Origin of the sequence: Syntrophobotulus glycolicus DSM 8271 (assembly GCF_000190635.1) — a bacterium.
Taxonomy (GTDB): Bacteria; Bacillota; Desulfitobacteriia; order Desulfitobacteriales; family Syntrophobotulaceae; genus Syntrophobotulus; species Syntrophobotulus glycolicus.
In genome coordinates, this window is sequence record NC_015172.1 from 581,495 (window position 1) to 595,641 (window position 14,147).

Here is a 14,147-nt window from a genome sequence, read left to right on the forward strand (position 1 = left end):
TTGATGATTAAGGAGGAATCGATTATGGACGAAGAACAGCTGGTCACATTTTCGCTGGGGACCGAGGAATTTGGCGTCGATATCATGAAGGTACAGGAAATCATCAGGATTCCTTCGATTACCAGAGTGCCGAAGGCTCCGGAATATATTGAAGGAGTAATCAATTTGCGCGGAATCGTGATTCCCGTTGTCAACCTGCGGATCAGATTTGGCATGCCGACGGCTGAAGAAAGTGATCTCGGCAGAATTGTCGTGTTGCAGGTTGAGGGGAAAGTCTTCGGAGTGCGGGTAGATGGTGTCACCGAGGTGCTCAGATTAAACAGTGAATCCATTGAACCGCCGCCGCCGGTCGCCCTGGGGATGGATGCGTCCTTTATCCGCGGAGTGGGGAAAATCGGGGAAAGGCTGCTGATCCTGCTGAATATTGAACAGATTATGGGCGGTGAAGTATTAGATGAGCAAACCGCTTAACAGGCCAATCAGAGTGCTGATCATTGACGATTCCCCTTTTATCAGAATGACCCTGAAAACCATTCTCAGCCGTGATCCCGATATTCAGGTTGTTGATATGGCCCGGGACGGCAGTGAGGGTATTCTTAAACTGAAAGAGCACAGGCCGGATGTGATCACCTTGGATGTCGAGATGCCGGTCATGGATGGCCTGCAGGCCTTGAGAGAAATTATGCGCTGGCAGCCTACCCCGGCCATTATTGTCAGCTCCCTGACGACCGAGGAGGCGTCATTGACCATGAAGGCTTTTGATTTGGGGGCGGTTGATGTCGTCGCCAAACCGGTGGGTAACCGGGGAAATGATCTCAACACCCTGGCTAGTGATCTTATTCTTAAAGTCAAGTCAGTAGCTGAAATCGATCCCCGAAAATTATTCCGGGCCCGGACAGCCGGGCAGCAGACGATTTCAGCCGAAAGGTCCGCGGGAAAAAATTCTGAAAGACCACAGGAAAAAAGAAACGGCGGCGGTTATAGAGGCCCGGCAAAGGATATGCCCAAACACCGGATTGATATTGTGGCAATCGGCACATCTACGGGAGGCCCGTCCGCTTTGCAGACAGTGCTCGGCGGCCTTAGTGGCGATATACCCGTCCCGATTGTGGTGGCCCAGCATATGCCGCCGGGGTTTACAGCTTCCCTGGCAAACAGGCTGAATGGAATATGTGCCGTTTCGATTAAAGAAATTGAGAATGGGGAGCTGCTCAAACCGGGAATTGCCTATATCGGACAATCCGGAATGCAGATGATGATTGAACGCAGCGGAGGTGATCTAATTGCCCGGGTCAGTGATCAATCTCCCATTTCAACTTTATATAAACCCTCGGTGGATGTCATGTTCATGTCTTTAGCCAAAGCGGTGGGAGCGGGAGTATTGGGCGTGGTTTTAACGGGGATGGGCAATGACGGGAGAGCCGGGATGAAGGAGCTTAAGGCGGAGGGGGCTTACTCCATTGCTGAATCAGAGAAAACCTGTATTGTCTATGGTATGCCCCGGTCTATCGTGGATGCGGGGCTTGCGGATAGAGTCGAACTTCTTTCGGATATTTCTAAAATTATCATGGAATGTACAGCAAGGAGGTAACAATGAGTCTTTTTTCAGGAATGGATATCAGCGCATCAGGATTAACGGCACAGAGATTGAGGATGGACCTCATTTCCAGTAATATTGCGAATATGAACACCAATCATACGGAAGCAACCACAGCTGCCGGGAATCCCATCCCATACCGCAGACAGATGGCGGTATTTTCCACCAGAAATTCCCCCAATGATTTTCTTTCCGCTTTTCGCAGTGCCGGTGAGTCTGAAGTCGGGCAGGGGGTTTCTGTTACGCAAATATTGGAAGATGAATCTCCGTTTAAGATGGAATATGATCCTGAATCTCCGGAAGCGGCCAAGGTCGCTGAGGAGGGTGTGCCCGTTGGTTATGTAAGGCACCCTAATGTCAATATCGTACAGGAAATGATCGATATGCTTTCGGCCTCAAGGTCATATGAGGCCAATGTGACGGCGTTCAATGCCAGCAAGGCTATTGCCGCCAAAGCTTTGGAAATCGGAAAGGGGTAATTTTTCATGAGTGGTTTGGTCCCTATTACTGCGATATCTCCACTAACCCCCCTGCAAAGTATTGAGCCGATGAGGGGCGGGGATTCCGCTTCTGTTCAGTTTGGGAATTCTAGTGATTTTTCAGCTTTTCTGCAGAACGCGGTTGACAATCTTGAACAAACCCAGTCTGAGGCCTCGGTCGCCGTTGAAGGATTGACGACCGGAGCGATCAGTGACTTTCATGTTCCGGTCATCGCTCTGCAAAAAGCCGCTTTATCACTGGATTTGACTGTAAATGTCAGAAACAAAATTCTTGATGCCTATCATGAAATCATGCGTATGCAAATTTAAGGTCGGGGTGGAGGAGAAAATTGAATTTTTCTTTAGCTGAAATCATCAAATCAGTCCGGGGTTTTTGGGAGAAACTTTCCAAACCGCAGCGGGTTATTTTGATTGCCGCTCCGCTGGTCGTTTTAACAGCTCTTACCATCCTGATTGTTTGGGCGAGTACACCCAGCTATGCCGTGCTTTTTTCCAAACTGAGTTCGACCGAAGCGGGTGCGATTACAACCAAGCTGAAGGACTTGAATTATAGCTACAAGCTTGAAGAAAGTGGAGCGACAATTCAGGTTCCGGAAAGCCAGCTGGCACAGATCAGGCTCGATTTGGCCAATGCCGGACTTCCGCAGAAGAGCACTTTTAGTTTTGAAAATCTTAATGAGGTTCACCTCGGGGAAACGGATAAAGACAGGCAGCTCAGATATGTTCTCGGTCTTCAGAATGAACTGGAGACCACAATCCAGACCATGGATGGCATAGAATATGCCAGAGTGCATATTGTCATCCCGGAACAATCTCTTTTTACGGAAAAACAAACAGAATCAACGGCGGCGGTCACAGTGAAAAAGAACCCGGGAACTGAGCTGTCGGCGGATCAGGTCAGAGCAATCGCCAATTTGCTGGTCTATTCGGTTGAAGGCTTACAAATTGAAAAGGTGACCATTGTTGACACCAATGGCAATGTCCTTTCCGATGAACTGGGAAAAGACAAGACGAACCGTATGAGCGTGACAGATCTGCAATTGCAGCAGTCCGTTGAAAACAACATCCAAAAATCTGTGCAGACGATGCTGGACAAGGCGTTTGGGGCTGGGAAAACGATTGTCAGGACGAATGCCGCTCTCAATTTTGATCAGCAAAAAATTACCAGCCAGACCCATACCGATGGAGCGATAGAGAGCAGGCAGGAAACCTCGGAAAGAGTCAGCGACGGGCAGACCACCGGGGGGGTGCCGGGGACAGAGACCAATATCCCGACTTATCCGGCGGATGAGCAGACAGATCAAGGAACGATTTCCGAGAAATACACTTCGACGGAAAACTATCAGCCCAATGTCGTTCAAGAGGAAACCGTAGTCAGCCCCGGGCAGATCAAGCGCCTGACCATTTCCGTAATGGCGGACACAGACAGTATTACTGCCCAGCAGCTGAGCAATATTGAAGCAATTGTCGCTTCGGCGGCGGGTGTGGATCAAAACCGGGGAGACGTAATCCAGGTGGCCGGTTTGCCTTTTGATAAGACGACAACGCTCCAGGAACAGGCAGAGGCAGAGATCGCCGAACGCAATGCGAAAATCCTCCAATATGCGGAAATCGGCGTTGCCGTACTGGCCATTTTGTTGGTCGCCGTCATTTTATTGAGGAATAGAAGGGCCCGAAGGAGAATGTCCGGAGAGGAACAGGTGCTGGCTACTGCGGAAGATATGACTCTGTTAACGGTCGAAGAAGCGGAAAGAATGCTTGCTGACCAGCTTGATGCCGAACGGCAGGCGGAATTAAGGATAGCCAAGAAAAAAGTGAAAAGTCCCGATGAAATAGAAAGAGAAAAGATCAGAAAAGAAGTCGAAAAATATTCAAACGAAAATCCCAGTGAAGTTGCCAGATTGGTACGGACTTGGTTGGCGGAGGAACAATAAATGGCAGAGTATACAGGTATCCAAAAAGCGGCTATTTTATTGATTGCTCTTGGTTCAGAAAGGTCTGCGGAAATTGTGCGTTTTCTGAATGAACCGGAAATTGAGCAGCTCACTTTGGAAATGGCTGAGGTTCGTAAGGTATCTGAAGAAGAGAGAAATCTGGTGATCGAAGAATTTCATCAGATGTGTATTGCCAACAGCTATCTGACCCAGGGCGGGATTGATTATGCCAGGGATGTTCTGGAGAAAGCGCTTGGCGAGCAAAGAGCTTTTGATATCATCAACAGGCTGTCCCGTTCCCTGAAAATGCGCCCGTTCGACCTGGTCCGCAGATCAGATCCGAAGCAGCTTTTTTCCTTTATTCAGGGAGAGCATCCTCAAACAATCGCTTTAATCATGACTCATCTTCTATCAGATAAAGCGGCAATATTGTTATCCAATCTCCCCCATGACGTTCAGGCAGAGGTGACCAAACGCATCGCCCTGATGGGGAGGACAAGTCCTGAGGTTTTAAAAGAGATCGAGGGAGTTTTGGAGAATAAAATCTCAAACCTCGCTCCGGCCGATTATACGACAGCCGGCGGAATCCAGTCGGTGGTGGATATGCTGAACAGGGCCGACCCCGGCACCGTGAAATCCGTAATGGATATTTTAGATATGGATGACCCAGACCTGGCTGAACAGATTAAGAGAAAGATGTTTGTGTTTGAAGATATTGTGATGCTTGACGACAGGTCGATTCAGCTGGTATTGCGTGAGGTGGAAACCAAGGATTTGGCTCTTGCCCTAAAAGGCTCCAATGAAGAGGTCTCGGAAAAAATCCTGCGTAATATGTCAAGCCGTGCCGGTCAGATGCTGCAGGAAGACATCAAATTTATGGGTCCCGTCCGGCTGCGTGAAGTTGAAGATGCCCAGCAGAGCATTGTCAAGGTGATCCGCAAGCTGGAAGAAGCTGGTGCGATAGTTGTATCCAGAGGTGGTGCCGATGAAATTATTTATTAAGGATAAAGTATTAAAAAACTGTTCCATAGAAATCGTCGGTCCCAGAATCGTTGAATCTGTTTTCGAATTTCCCGAATCCGTCTTTCGAGCGGAGACCGAAGCCTGTTTCGAGGAGCTCCCGGGAGAAGAGCCGGATGATCATTTAAATGCAGTCATGGAAGAAACAGAGAGAATACTCGAACAGGCCAAAAAGGAAGCTCTGGATATCCTCACTGAAGCCAAGGAAAAAGCAAGGGCTGTTCTTGCCCGGGCGGAAGAACAGGGGGCGGAAATCAGGCTGAGAGTTCAGGAAGAGGTCCGCAGAGAGATCGTCCCGCAAATCAAGGCTGAAACAATCGCAGGGGCGGAGCAGGAAATTGCGGATACAAGGTTCCAGGCGCAGAGTTATTTTGATCTTGCCTGTAAGGCAATGGAAATTCAGTATGAGAAAGCCGAAAAGGACATCCTCAGTCTGGCCGTAAAGATAGCAGAGAAAATCATCGGTGTTTCCTTGAAAATAGAGCCTGGCAGGCTGCAAAAGATCATTCGGAGCTGTCCTCTTTTAAATATGGGCAAAGAAAACGTCAGAATCCATGTCTCTCTGCCCGATTTTGCCTGGTTGAACGATTTGCCTGAGGGGCAGAAATTACTCTATCCCTTTGTTGCGGATGAGAGTTTGCTCCCGGGAGACCTCTATATTGAAAGTGATGAAGGCGCTTTTGATCTCAGGATTGCTTCACAACTGGAAAAGCTGCAAAATGCGCTCATAGGAGAATTAACGAATGGCGGATTGGACAAACCTGGCCAATAAACTGAAGGATATGGAAACGGTTACGGCGCTGGGGCTGGTATCGAAAGTTACCGGTCTGCTGATTGAAGCCAATGGGCCAAAGGTAAGTGTCGGAAGATATTGCTGTATTGTATCTTCCAAATCGGAGATCCCCGCCGAGGTAGTCGGATTTAAAGATAATAAGACCCTGTTGATGCCTCTGGGGGAATTGGAGGGAGTATCCCCGGGCGACAAGGTGATTCCTCAGAAGGAGAAGCTTGCCGTTAAAGTGGGATCAGAGCTTTTGGGGCGCGTTCTTGACGGATTGGGAAACCCTCTGGAAGGAAGGCCCTTGAAATCAAATATTGATTATCCTCTGCAAAATGCTCCTCCGCATGCTTTGCTGAGACCTCGTGTCAGTGAACCGCTCAGTGTTGGGGTAAGATCGGTTGACGGTCTGCTGACAATAGGGAGAGGCCAGAGAATGGGCATATTTGCCGGTTCCGGTGTCGGGAAGAGTACCCTTCTGGGTATGATGGCCCGCAATACACAAGCGGATATTAATGTGATCGCTCTGGTGGGAGAACGGGGAAGAGAGCTTCGGGAATTCATTGAGAAGGATTTAGGTCCGGAGGGAATAAGCCGCTCAGTGATTGTGGTTGCCACATCTGACCAGCCGGCTTTAGTAAGGATCAAAGCGGCGTTTACTGCTACAGCTATTGCTGAATATTTTCGGGATACGGGAAAAAATGTCCTGCTAATGATGGATTCGGTCACACGCTTTGCCATGGCCCAGAGAGAAGTGGGCCTGACAATTGGAGAGCCGCCCGCAACAAGAGGATATCCCCCTTCAGTGTTCGCGATGCTCCCCAAGCTTTTGGAAAGAGCGGGGATGGCGGAAAAGGGCAGCATCACAGGTTTATATACCGTGCTGGTTGACGGAGATGATCACAATGAGCCGATCGCTGATGCGGTGAGAGGGATTTTAGACGGACATATCGTCTTATCCAGGGATCTTGCGGCAAGAAATCATTTTCCTTCTATTGATATTTTGCAATCTGTTTCCAGATGTATGAGTGATGTGGCGGAACCGGAGATGATCGGGCTGGCGGGAAAAGTACGCGAACTGCTGGCGGTTTATCAAGGAGCGAAAGACCTGATCGACATCGGGGCTTATGTCCGGGGAAGTAATGCCAAGATTGATACTGCTTTAAAATATATGGAAAAGATCACCCTGTTTTTATGCCAAAGTACGGATGAAAAATTTAATGGTATTGATATGGTTGCGGAAATCAAGAAAATTTTTACCGAAGAGGGTAGATCATGATGATTTTTCAATTCAGATTGGAGACCAGCCTGCGGATTTCCAAACAAATGATGGAAGCGGCCCAAGGCGTTTTAGCCGAAGCGATCAGGGAATTGCAGAAGCTTTCTGAAAAAAAAAGCATAGTGAATAATCAATACATAGAGGTGATTGAAAGGCAAAAAAAAGCCTGTCTCAGGGAGCCTCACCAATTAAATGACTGGCAGCGCTTTTCCAGCAGACAGAAAAAACAATTGGATGAGTTAGAGACTTTGGAAAAAGAACAAGAAATTACTGTAGCAAAACAAAGAGAAGAAGTCATCCGGCTTAGGGTAGAGCATGAGAAATACAATAAGCTGAAAGAAAAGCAGTATCAGGCTTTTTTGCGGGAAGAGCTGAGAAAAGAACAAAAGGTGATTGATGAAATCTCTCAGCGCAGTGCAGGGATAAAGGTACGGGAGGTTTTATCATGATTTTTGTGAGAAGGCTGAACAAGAAGGTTTTAGCAATCAACCCCGATCTGATCGAGACCGTGGAAGAGACCCCTGATACTGTAATCATGCTGACGAACGGCAATAAATATGTGGTAGCGGATACTGCAGAAGAAATCATCAATAGAATCGTAGAATTTCGCAAAAGATGTTATCCGGAGTATAAGGGGGATAAGAATGGATGAAATTTAATGTGGGCATCAGGAAAAGTTTGGTTTATGTGCTTGTAGGGCTGGTCTTTTTCGGGCTTGGTATCGGCAGCATGGTTCTTAAGGAAAAGCTTTACCCGTCAAACGAAAAAGTCGTGCTTGCTGATAATAAAAAAGGACCGCTTGTCGAGCTTGAGGAATTTACGGTTAATCTTGACGGAGGCGGGATACTCAGGGCCGAACTAACGGTGGAAACAGTAGATGAAAAGTCAAAGAAAGTGCTGGAGGAAGAGAAGGCCTTTTTAAGAGATAAGGCCCTGACCGTTCTGGCTGCCCAGAAAATCACTGACGTCAGTACCGAACTCGGCAGAGAAAAGCTGAGAAACACATTGCTGATGGAATTAAACAGTATAAGTAACAGTAAGATCAGGGACGTCTTATTTAAAAGTTATATGTATCAACCAAATTAGGAAAAAGCGGGCTCACAAATTGATCACTCCATCAAAAATATCATTTTGTTTTAGTTGGAAAGGGGGGATTGGATGGCTGAAGTATTATCACAATCTGAAATTGATGCGTTGCTGAATGCCTTGTCTGACGGTTCGGTTGACGAAGAGGCAATTGCGTTGTCCAACTCTCACAAAGTCCGGCTCTACGATTTTAAAAGGCCAAATAAATTTTCTAAAGGCCAGCTGAATTCGCTGAGAAATATCCATGAGAATTTCTGCCGGAACCTGGTGACTTATCTGGCCGGTGCGATGCATACTGTAATTGAAGCAAAGGTTCTTTCTACTGAGCAAGTTACCTATGATGAATATACAAGGTCGCTGCCTTATCCGTCAATTCTGGGTATCTATTCTATGGACCCTCTTGAGGGAAATGCCTTAATTGAATTAAGCCCCGGGCTGGGATTTCATATGGTCGACAGGCTTCTGGGCGGGTATGGCAAGGATGCGATGAAGAACAGAGATTTAACGGAAATCGAAAGAAGGATTGTCCAGGGCATGCTTCGTAAAATGATTTCGGTCATTGGCGAGGCTTGGAGTGAAATCTACACGATCACTCCTCAATATGTGGACATGGAGACAAATGTTCAGTTTATTCAAATTGTCGCTCCCAATGAAATGGTTGTCGTCGTGACCATGGAAGTGAAAATTGAAGATTCAATCGGCATGATCAACATTTGTCTGCCCTATATTGTAATGAAACCTATTTTGGACAAGCTAAATAATATCCTTTTATTTTCATCAGCAGGCAAAGCTCAAAACCCGGAAGATCAGAGAACAATCAGAAGGAAAATTGAAAGAGTACGGGTGCCGCTCAAGGTCTTTCTCGGCCAGACTCAAATTACGGTCAGGGAACTGCTGGGCTTGGAAAAGGGAGATGTGATTCCCCTGCAGCAACATATTCAGGAACCGCTGGACATTTATGTCGGGAAATTCAAAAAATTTGCCGGTATTCCCGGCCTGCATAGCAACCGTCTGGCTGTTCAGATATCCGGAGTATTAAATGAAGAGGGAGGGGATAATGATGGGGAGTGAGATGCTTTCGCAGGAGGAAATTAATGCTTTGCTTTCAGGTCCTGCCGACGACATGGAGCAAGAGGAGATCACACAAAAATTTCTGGAGGAGATAAGCTCGCTTGAAAGGGACGCCCTTGGCGAGATCGCCAATATTTCTATGGGAACGGCGGCGACGACCTTGTCCCAGCTGGTTGGGCGCAAGGTAGAAATAACGACGCCAAAAGTGGATATTACAACACCCAGGGAGGTATTGGATGAATATCCTGTTCCATATGTATTAATTGCGGTGAGCTACAAAAAAGGAATTACAGGATCAAATATGCTGATCTTATCCAGAAGCGACGGGTCAATTATCGTGGATCTGATGATGGGCGGTTCAGGACAAAGCCCTTATGAAGAGCTTACTGATTTGCAGGTCAGCGGGATATCCGAGGCGATGAACCAGATGATGGGATCGGCTGCCACCTCGATGTCCACAATGTTCAGTTCAACAGTGGATATTACACCTCCAAATGTGATTATTACTAAAGAAGGTGAAGAGGACGCCTTCCTGCAAACGGATATTGATCCCAATGAGCCGGTAGTCAAGATTTCCTTCAAGATGAATATCGAGGGGGTCTTAGACAGCACGTTGCTTCAGGTAATCCCGTTGAGCGTAGCCAAAAATATGACGGAGAGGCTTTTGAATAACCAGCCGGAACCGCAATCCGGGCCCGAGGCCAGGCAGGAGCGCGAGTATCATTCAGAGCCACCTTTATCCCCTCCGCCGGATATATTTTGGCAGCAGCAATCTTCGATGAGCTCGCAGTCCACGCCTGTTCAACCGGCTCAGTTTTCCCAGCTGGTGACAGGAAATCATCCGGCTATTCCCAATAATCTTGACCTGATTTTTGATGTGCCGCTTCAGGTTAGTGTAGAACTTGGCAAAGCCAATAAAACGATTAAGGATATTCTGGAATTGGGTCCGGGGTCGGTTGTTGAGCTTGACCGGATAGCGGGAGAGCCTGTAGACATGATCGTAAACGGAAAACTGATTGCCAAGTGTGAGGTTGTCGTCATTAACGAAACATTTGGAATCCGCATTACGGAAATTATCAATCAAGCCCAAAGAATGGAAACTTTAAAGTAACAAGGAGGAACAAACGTGTCACACAAAGTATTGTTGGTTGATGATGCAGCTTTTATGAGGATGATGCTCAAGGATATTTTATCGAATAATGGTTACCAGATTGTCGGGGAAGCAGAGAATGGGGCAGTTGCCATTGAAAAGTATGCAGAGCTGAAACCCGATATTGTTATCATGGACATTACAATGCCCGAAATGGACGGATTGCAGGCAATCAAGGAAATTAAGGCCAAGGACCCTCAGGCTAAGGTCATCATGTGCAGTGCCATGGGGCAGCAGGGTATGGTTATTGAAGCGATCCAATCAGGAGCAAAGGATTTCGTGGTAAAACCTTTCCAGCCGGACAGAGTATTGGAAGCGGTCGGCAAGGCCCTGAAATAAGATGAACGGGATAGAAAACCAGCCGGTCAATCTTACGGACCCAATTGTGACGGCCAACACCGGCAATCCTTACCCTACTGGAGGGTTGATTGCCACAATCATATTTTTCTTAGTGATATTGGCTGTATCCTTATGGATGATACGCAGACTGAACAAATATGCGTACAGGGGAATGCAGTCCCCCTGGGTCAGGGTGCTCGACCGCCAAACCTTGGGGGGCCAGCAGATGATCTATCTGGTGGAAGTAGCCGGAAAGATTTTTGTTCTGGCCGGAACCGACCATCACATAACTAAGATCGAGGAAGTTAATGATCCTGAAATCGCGGCGGAAATTCTGGAAGAGATTGCCAATAGGCCGGAGGAAAAGGTTGACAGATTGATGGGTCAGCTCCGAAATAAGCTGCCGCGGAGAAAAAAAAGGGATTTTTCGATTGAACTTGAGCGCTTGCTCAAGGAGGATGAGGGATGATCTTGCGAAAAAAAGAAAATATTTTGGCGGTATTCTTTATTTTGGTGAGCCTCTTGCTGCTCTTACCGCAGGGAGTCCGGGCGGCGGGGATTAACCTTGATCTTGGCAATACTCCTGTAGAACAAACCAGTTCCGCCATCCAGATATTTTTGATCATGACGGTGCTGTCACTGGTACCGGCCATCCTGGTACTCATGACTTCCTTCACCCGTATTATTGTGGTTCTCTCCTTTGTCCGCAATGCGATGGGTACTCAGCAGCTTCCTCCCAATCAGGTCATTATCGGTTTAGCGCTGATTTTAACCTTCTTTGTGATGGCCCCTACTTTTTCTCAGGTCAACACCAATGCCATAAAACCGTATATTGAGAATCAGATCAGCAGGGAAGAGGCTTTGACAAGGGCTGAGGCACCGCTGAGAGAATTTATGATCAAGCAGACCAGAGAGAAAGACCTGGCTCTATTTGTGGGACTGTCCCAGATTCCTCAGCCGAAGACTTATCGCGATATCCCTACTTATGTTCTGGTGCCGTCCTTTGTGATCAGTGAACTGAAAACCGCTTTCCAGATCGGTTTTGCTATTTTTATTCCTTTTATGATTATTGACATGATTGTCGCCAGTACGTTAATGTCGATGGGCATGATGATGCTGCCGCCAATGATGATCTCCCTTCCGTTTAAGATCTTATTGTTTGTTATTGTAGACGGATGGTATCTGATCGTGCAGTCCCTTGTTGCCAGCTTTAAGTGAAAATTATAGCAAATTTGAGGTAGTCTGATGACACAGAATCAAATCATATTCATGGCGAAAGAGGCAATGTGGACGGTGCTGCTTGTGGGAGGCCCTTTGTTGGCCTTGAGTTTGCTGATCGGACTGGTGGTCAGTATTTTTCAGGCCATGACGCAGATCCAGGAGCAGACCCTTTCCTTCATCCCCAAGCTCGTGGTCATTGCTGTTGCTTTGCTTCTTCTGGGACCGTGGATGCTGAATATTATGACGAGCTATACCGTCAATATTTTTCATAATTTAGTGACCTATGCCAGGTATTAGATGGAGGAAAAACGTTGAAACTAGCAGAACTCCTGCAATGGAATCTGACATTGTTCCTGCTCATATTCTGCCGCTGGGCGGGCATGGTCATGATTGCCCCTGTCTTTGGGGCAAGAGGGGTCCCGAATTTGGTCAAACTGGGGTTGGCAATGGCCTTATCCGTCGTGCTGTATCCCACTGTTCTCTCGATGACGGTGCAGGTTCCGGTCGATACTCTTCTTTATATTGGGCTCATTATTAAAGAAGTGACTGTAGGACTGGTGATCGGGCTGGTGATCAATTTATTGACCAGTGTCATGCAAACTGCCGGGGAATTGATTGACTATCAGATCGGGTTTACCCTTGGCAATACCATTGATCCGATCAATGGAATGCAAAGCCCGATGACCGGCAATTTTTTAATGGTTTTGACGACAATGCTTCTTCTGGCCATCAATGCCCATCATTTGATCATTGCCGCCATGGTAAAAAGCTATAGCTATATCCCGGTCAATACCGGAATTTTACCCAAAGGAATGACCTTTTATATTCAAATTGTGGGTCAGGTCATCGCTTTGGGGGCCCAAATTGCGATGCCCATATTCGGAGCTTTATTCCTGGCTGATGTAGGGGTAGGGCTTTTATCCAAAACTGTGCCGCAGCTAAATATTTTTTCCGTGATTTTTCCGGTCAAGATTATCTTTGGCCTGACGCTGTTGTTTCTATCCATCCCTTATTTAGGAAGCACGGTTTCTAATCTGACGGATATTGTGATGAACTGGGTATTCCAACTCTACAGGGGGTGGACGCCATAGCGGAAAAAAGATTTCCGGCCACGCCCAAACGAAAGCAGGAGGCGCGCAAGAAAGGACAGGTCCTGAAAAGTCAGGAGCTTACCTCATCAATCATGCTTTTGGCGATGATTGGAGTATTAAGGTTTTGGCTGCCCTCAGTCCTTGAAAGATTCGCTGATCTAATGAAATATGTTTATTCTCTGCCTACGGAATGGTCCAATATTTCTGTCGCCTCCTTAATGCTGAACATGACCTGGCAAGCGGCACAGATCCTGGCCCCCGTATTGCTTACCACAGTTGCGGTAGCCGTGGCAGTTAATTATATCCAGGTTGGTTCTTTGTTTTCCACTGAGGCGATCATGCCGAAACTTTCCAGACTCAGCCTCATTGAAGGGGCAAAACGAATGTTTGGGGTCAGGGCATGGATTCAGCTGGCAAAATCCCTGCTCAAAGTCATTGCCATCGGATACTTTCTGTATGCGGTGATCAGGGACCATCTGGAGATGTTTCCCGCTTTACAGCAAATCAATGCCCTTCAGGCCACAATGTTTCTGGGGGAAATTCTTTTTGAGCTTGCCTGGAAAATCGCAACCGCTTTTCTTCTGATCTCCATCTTGGATTTTTTGTATCAGTGGTGGGAATACGAGAAAAACCTGCGAATGTCTCATGAAGAAATTAAAGAAGAATATAAGCAGAATGAGGGCGACCCTCAGCTTAAAAATGAGATGAAAAAACGACAACGGGCCGTGGCTATGCGCCGGATGATGGAGGATCTGAAAAAGGCTGATGTCGTCATCACAAATCCTACCCATTATGCGGTAGCCTTGAAATATGATCCGCAAAAATTTGACGCCCCTTATGTGGTCGCCAAGGGGCAGGACCAGGTTGCCTTGAGAATAAAGGAAACGGCCAGGGAAAACCGAATTATCATGATGGAGAACAAACCTTTGGCCAGAACTCTTTACACTCAGGTGGAAATCGGACAGGCTGTACCTGCGGAATTGTATAAAGCAGTTGCGGAAGTGCTGGCATTTGTGATGAAGATGAACCGGAAAAAAAGATTTCATACGGCGTAAGTTCAAGACAGAGTATGGGAATCCAG

At 47.1% G+C, this 14,147-nt stretch carries 19 protein-coding genes; all 19 read left to right on the forward strand.

The annotated features are described in order from the left end of the window. Positions 1–24: 24 nt before the first annotated feature. The 19 genes from SGLY_RS03050 (at position 25) to flhB (ending at position 14,121) form a co-directional block, all read left to right on the forward strand. Positions 25–471: a chemotaxis protein CheW gene (locus tag SGLY_RS03050; protein WP_013623825.1), complete on the forward strand. Its 447-nt coding sequence runs from the start codon at positions 25–27 to the stop codon at positions 469–471. Continuing rightward, a complete protein-coding gene (locus SGLY_RS03055; protein ID WP_013623826.1) occupies positions 455–1,591 on the forward strand; it encodes a protein-glutamate methylesterase/protein-glutamine glutaminase in 1,137 nt (378 codons plus the stop codon). Before SGLY_RS03050 ends, SGLY_RS03055 begins: the two co-directional genes overlap by 17 nt. 2 nt (positions 1,592–1,593) lie before the next feature. Continuing rightward, a complete protein-coding gene (flgC, locus tag SGLY_RS03060) occupies positions 1,594–2,076 on the forward strand; it encodes a flagellar basal body rod protein FlgC (protein ID WP_013623827.1) in 483 nt (160 codons plus the stop codon). Between the two features lie 6 nt (positions 2,077–2,082). Beyond that, positions 2,083–2,406, forward strand: a complete 324-nt coding sequence (fliE, locus tag SGLY_RS03065; protein WP_013623828.1) for a flagellar hook-basal body complex protein FliE — start codon at positions 2,083–2,085, stop codon at positions 2,404–2,406. A gap of 20 nt (positions 2,407–2,426) precedes the next feature. Beyond that, positions 2,427–4,031, forward strand: a complete 1,605-nt coding sequence (fliF, locus tag SGLY_RS03070; RefSeq protein WP_013623829.1) for a flagellar basal-body MS-ring/collar protein FliF — start codon at positions 2,427–2,429, stop codon at positions 4,029–4,031. Then, a complete protein-coding gene (fliG, locus tag SGLY_RS03075; RefSeq protein ID WP_013623830.1) occupies positions 4,032–5,033 on the forward strand; it encodes a flagellar motor switch protein FliG in 1,002 nt (333 codons plus the stop codon). Beyond that, on the forward strand, positions 5,017–5,823 hold the full coding sequence (locus tag SGLY_RS03080; RefSeq protein WP_013623831.1) for a FliH/SctL family protein: 807 nt from the start codon (positions 5,017–5,019) through the stop codon (positions 5,821–5,823). Before fliG ends, SGLY_RS03080 begins: the two co-directional genes overlap by 17 nt. After that, positions 5,795–7,108 (forward strand): flagellar protein export ATPase FliI, encoded by a 1,314-nt coding sequence (fliI, locus tag SGLY_RS03085; protein ID WP_013623832.1) that lies wholly within the window; start codon positions 5,795–5,797, stop codon positions 7,106–7,108. The genes SGLY_RS03080 and fliI overlap by 29 nt, the downstream gene beginning before the upstream one ends. After that, complete coding sequence (locus SGLY_RS03090) at positions 7,105–7,557, forward strand: flagellar export protein FliJ (protein ID WP_052298592.1); 453 nt, start codon at positions 7,105–7,107, stop codon at positions 7,555–7,557. The genes fliI and SGLY_RS03090 overlap by 4 nt, the downstream gene beginning before the upstream one ends. Further along, positions 7,554–7,760 (forward strand): flagellar FlbD family protein, encoded by a 207-nt coding sequence (locus tag SGLY_RS03095; RefSeq protein WP_013623834.1) that lies wholly within the window; start codon positions 7,554–7,556, stop codon positions 7,758–7,760. The genes SGLY_RS03090 and SGLY_RS03095 overlap by 4 nt, the downstream gene beginning before the upstream one ends. Continuing rightward, on the forward strand, positions 7,757–8,194 hold the full coding sequence (locus SGLY_RS03100) for a flagellar basal body-associated FliL family protein (RefSeq protein WP_013623835.1): 438 nt from the start codon (positions 7,757–7,759) through the stop codon (positions 8,192–8,194). Before SGLY_RS03095 ends, SGLY_RS03100 begins: the two co-directional genes overlap by 4 nt. 72 nt (positions 8,195–8,266) lie before the next feature. Next, positions 8,267–9,265 (forward strand): flagellar motor switch protein FliM, encoded by a 999-nt coding sequence (gene fliM / locus SGLY_RS03105; protein WP_013623836.1) that lies wholly within the window; start codon positions 8,267–8,269, stop codon positions 9,263–9,265. Then, complete coding sequence (gene fliY / locus SGLY_RS03110) at positions 9,255–10,376, forward strand: flagellar motor switch phosphatase FliY (RefSeq protein WP_013623837.1); 1,122 nt, start codon at positions 9,255–9,257, stop codon at positions 10,374–10,376. The genes fliM and fliY overlap by 11 nt, the downstream gene beginning before the upstream one ends. A 15-nt stretch (positions 10,377–10,391) precedes the next feature. Further along, complete coding sequence (locus SGLY_RS03115; RefSeq protein ID WP_013623838.1) at positions 10,392–10,754, forward strand: response regulator; 363 nt, start codon at positions 10,392–10,394, stop codon at positions 10,752–10,754. A gap of 1 nt (position 10,755) precedes the next feature. Then, the gene (gene fliO / locus SGLY_RS03120; protein WP_013623839.1) at positions 10,756–11,223 is read left to right on the forward strand and encodes a flagellar biosynthetic protein FliO; all 468 of its coding nucleotides are present in this window, start codon (positions 10,756–10,758) and stop codon (positions 11,221–11,223) included. Further along, complete coding sequence (gene fliP / locus SGLY_RS03125; protein WP_013623840.1) at positions 11,220–11,972, forward strand: flagellar type III secretion system pore protein FliP; 753 nt, start codon at positions 11,220–11,222, stop codon at positions 11,970–11,972. The genes fliO and fliP overlap by 4 nt, the downstream gene beginning before the upstream one ends. Before the next feature lie 27 nt (positions 11,973–11,999). After that, positions 12,000–12,272 (forward strand): flagellar biosynthesis protein FliQ, encoded by a 273-nt coding sequence (gene fliQ / locus SGLY_RS03130; RefSeq protein WP_013623841.1) that lies wholly within the window; start codon positions 12,000–12,002, stop codon positions 12,270–12,272. Between the two features lie 14 nt (positions 12,273–12,286). After that, positions 12,287–13,066 (forward strand): flagellar biosynthetic protein FliR, encoded by a 780-nt coding sequence (gene fliR, locus SGLY_RS03135; RefSeq protein ID WP_013623842.1) that lies wholly within the window; start codon positions 12,287–12,289, stop codon positions 13,064–13,066. Further along, entirely contained in the window at positions 13,054–14,121 is a 1,068-nt protein-coding gene (gene flhB / locus SGLY_RS03140) for a flagellar biosynthesis protein FlhB (protein WP_013623843.1), read from the forward strand. Before fliR ends, flhB begins: the two co-directional genes overlap by 13 nt. Positions 14,122–14,147 lie beyond the last annotated feature (26 nt).

Coding starts and splice junctions, on each gene's coding strand:
- fliM (WP_013623836.1), top strand. CDS start 8,267: ATGGCTGAAGTATTATCACAATCTGAAATTGATGCGTTGCTGAATGCC.
- fliQ (WP_013623841.1), top strand. CDS start 12,000: ATGACACAGAATCAAATCATATTCATGGCGAAAGAGGCAATGTGGACG.
- fliY (WP_013623837.1), top strand. CDS start 9,255: ATGGGGAGTGAGATGCTTTCGCAGGAGGAAATTAATGCTTTGCTTTCA.
- SGLY_RS03100 (WP_013623835.1), top strand. CDS start 7,757: ATGAAATTTAATGTGGGCATCAGGAAAAGTTTGGTTTATGTGCTTGTA.
- fliI (WP_013623832.1), top strand. CDS start 5,795: ATGGCGGATTGGACAAACCTGGCCAATAAACTGAAGGATATGGAAACG.
- fliO (WP_013623839.1), top strand. CDS start 10,756: ATGAACGGGATAGAAAACCAGCCGGTCAATCTTACGGACCCAATTGTG.
- SGLY_RS03095 (WP_013623834.1), top strand. CDS start 7,554: ATGATTTTTGTGAGAAGGCTGAACAAGAAGGTTTTAGCAATCAACCCC.
- flgC (WP_013623827.1), top strand. CDS start 1,594: ATGAGTCTTTTTTCAGGAATGGATATCAGCGCATCAGGATTAACGGCA.
- SGLY_RS03080 (WP_013623831.1), top strand. CDS start 5,017: ATGAAATTATTTATTAAGGATAAAGTATTAAAAAACTGTTCCATAGAA.
- fliE (WP_013623828.1), top strand. CDS start 2,083: ATGAGTGGTTTGGTCCCTATTACTGCGATATCTCCACTAACCCCCCTG.
- SGLY_RS03055 (WP_013623826.1), top strand. CDS start 455: ATGAGCAAACCGCTTAACAGGCCAATCAGAGTGCTGATCATTGACGAT.
- SGLY_RS03090 (WP_052298592.1), top strand. CDS start 7,105: ATGATGATTTTTCAATTCAGATTGGAGACCAGCCTGCGGATTTCCAAA.
- fliP (WP_013623840.1), top strand. CDS start 11,220: ATGATCTTGCGAAAAAAAGAAAATATTTTGGCGGTATTCTTTATTTTG.
- SGLY_RS03050 (WP_013623825.1), top strand. CDS start 25: ATGGACGAAGAACAGCTGGTCACATTTTCGCTGGGGACCGAGGAATTT.
- fliG (WP_013623830.1), top strand. CDS start 4,032: ATGGCAGAGTATACAGGTATCCAAAAAGCGGCTATTTTATTGATTGCT.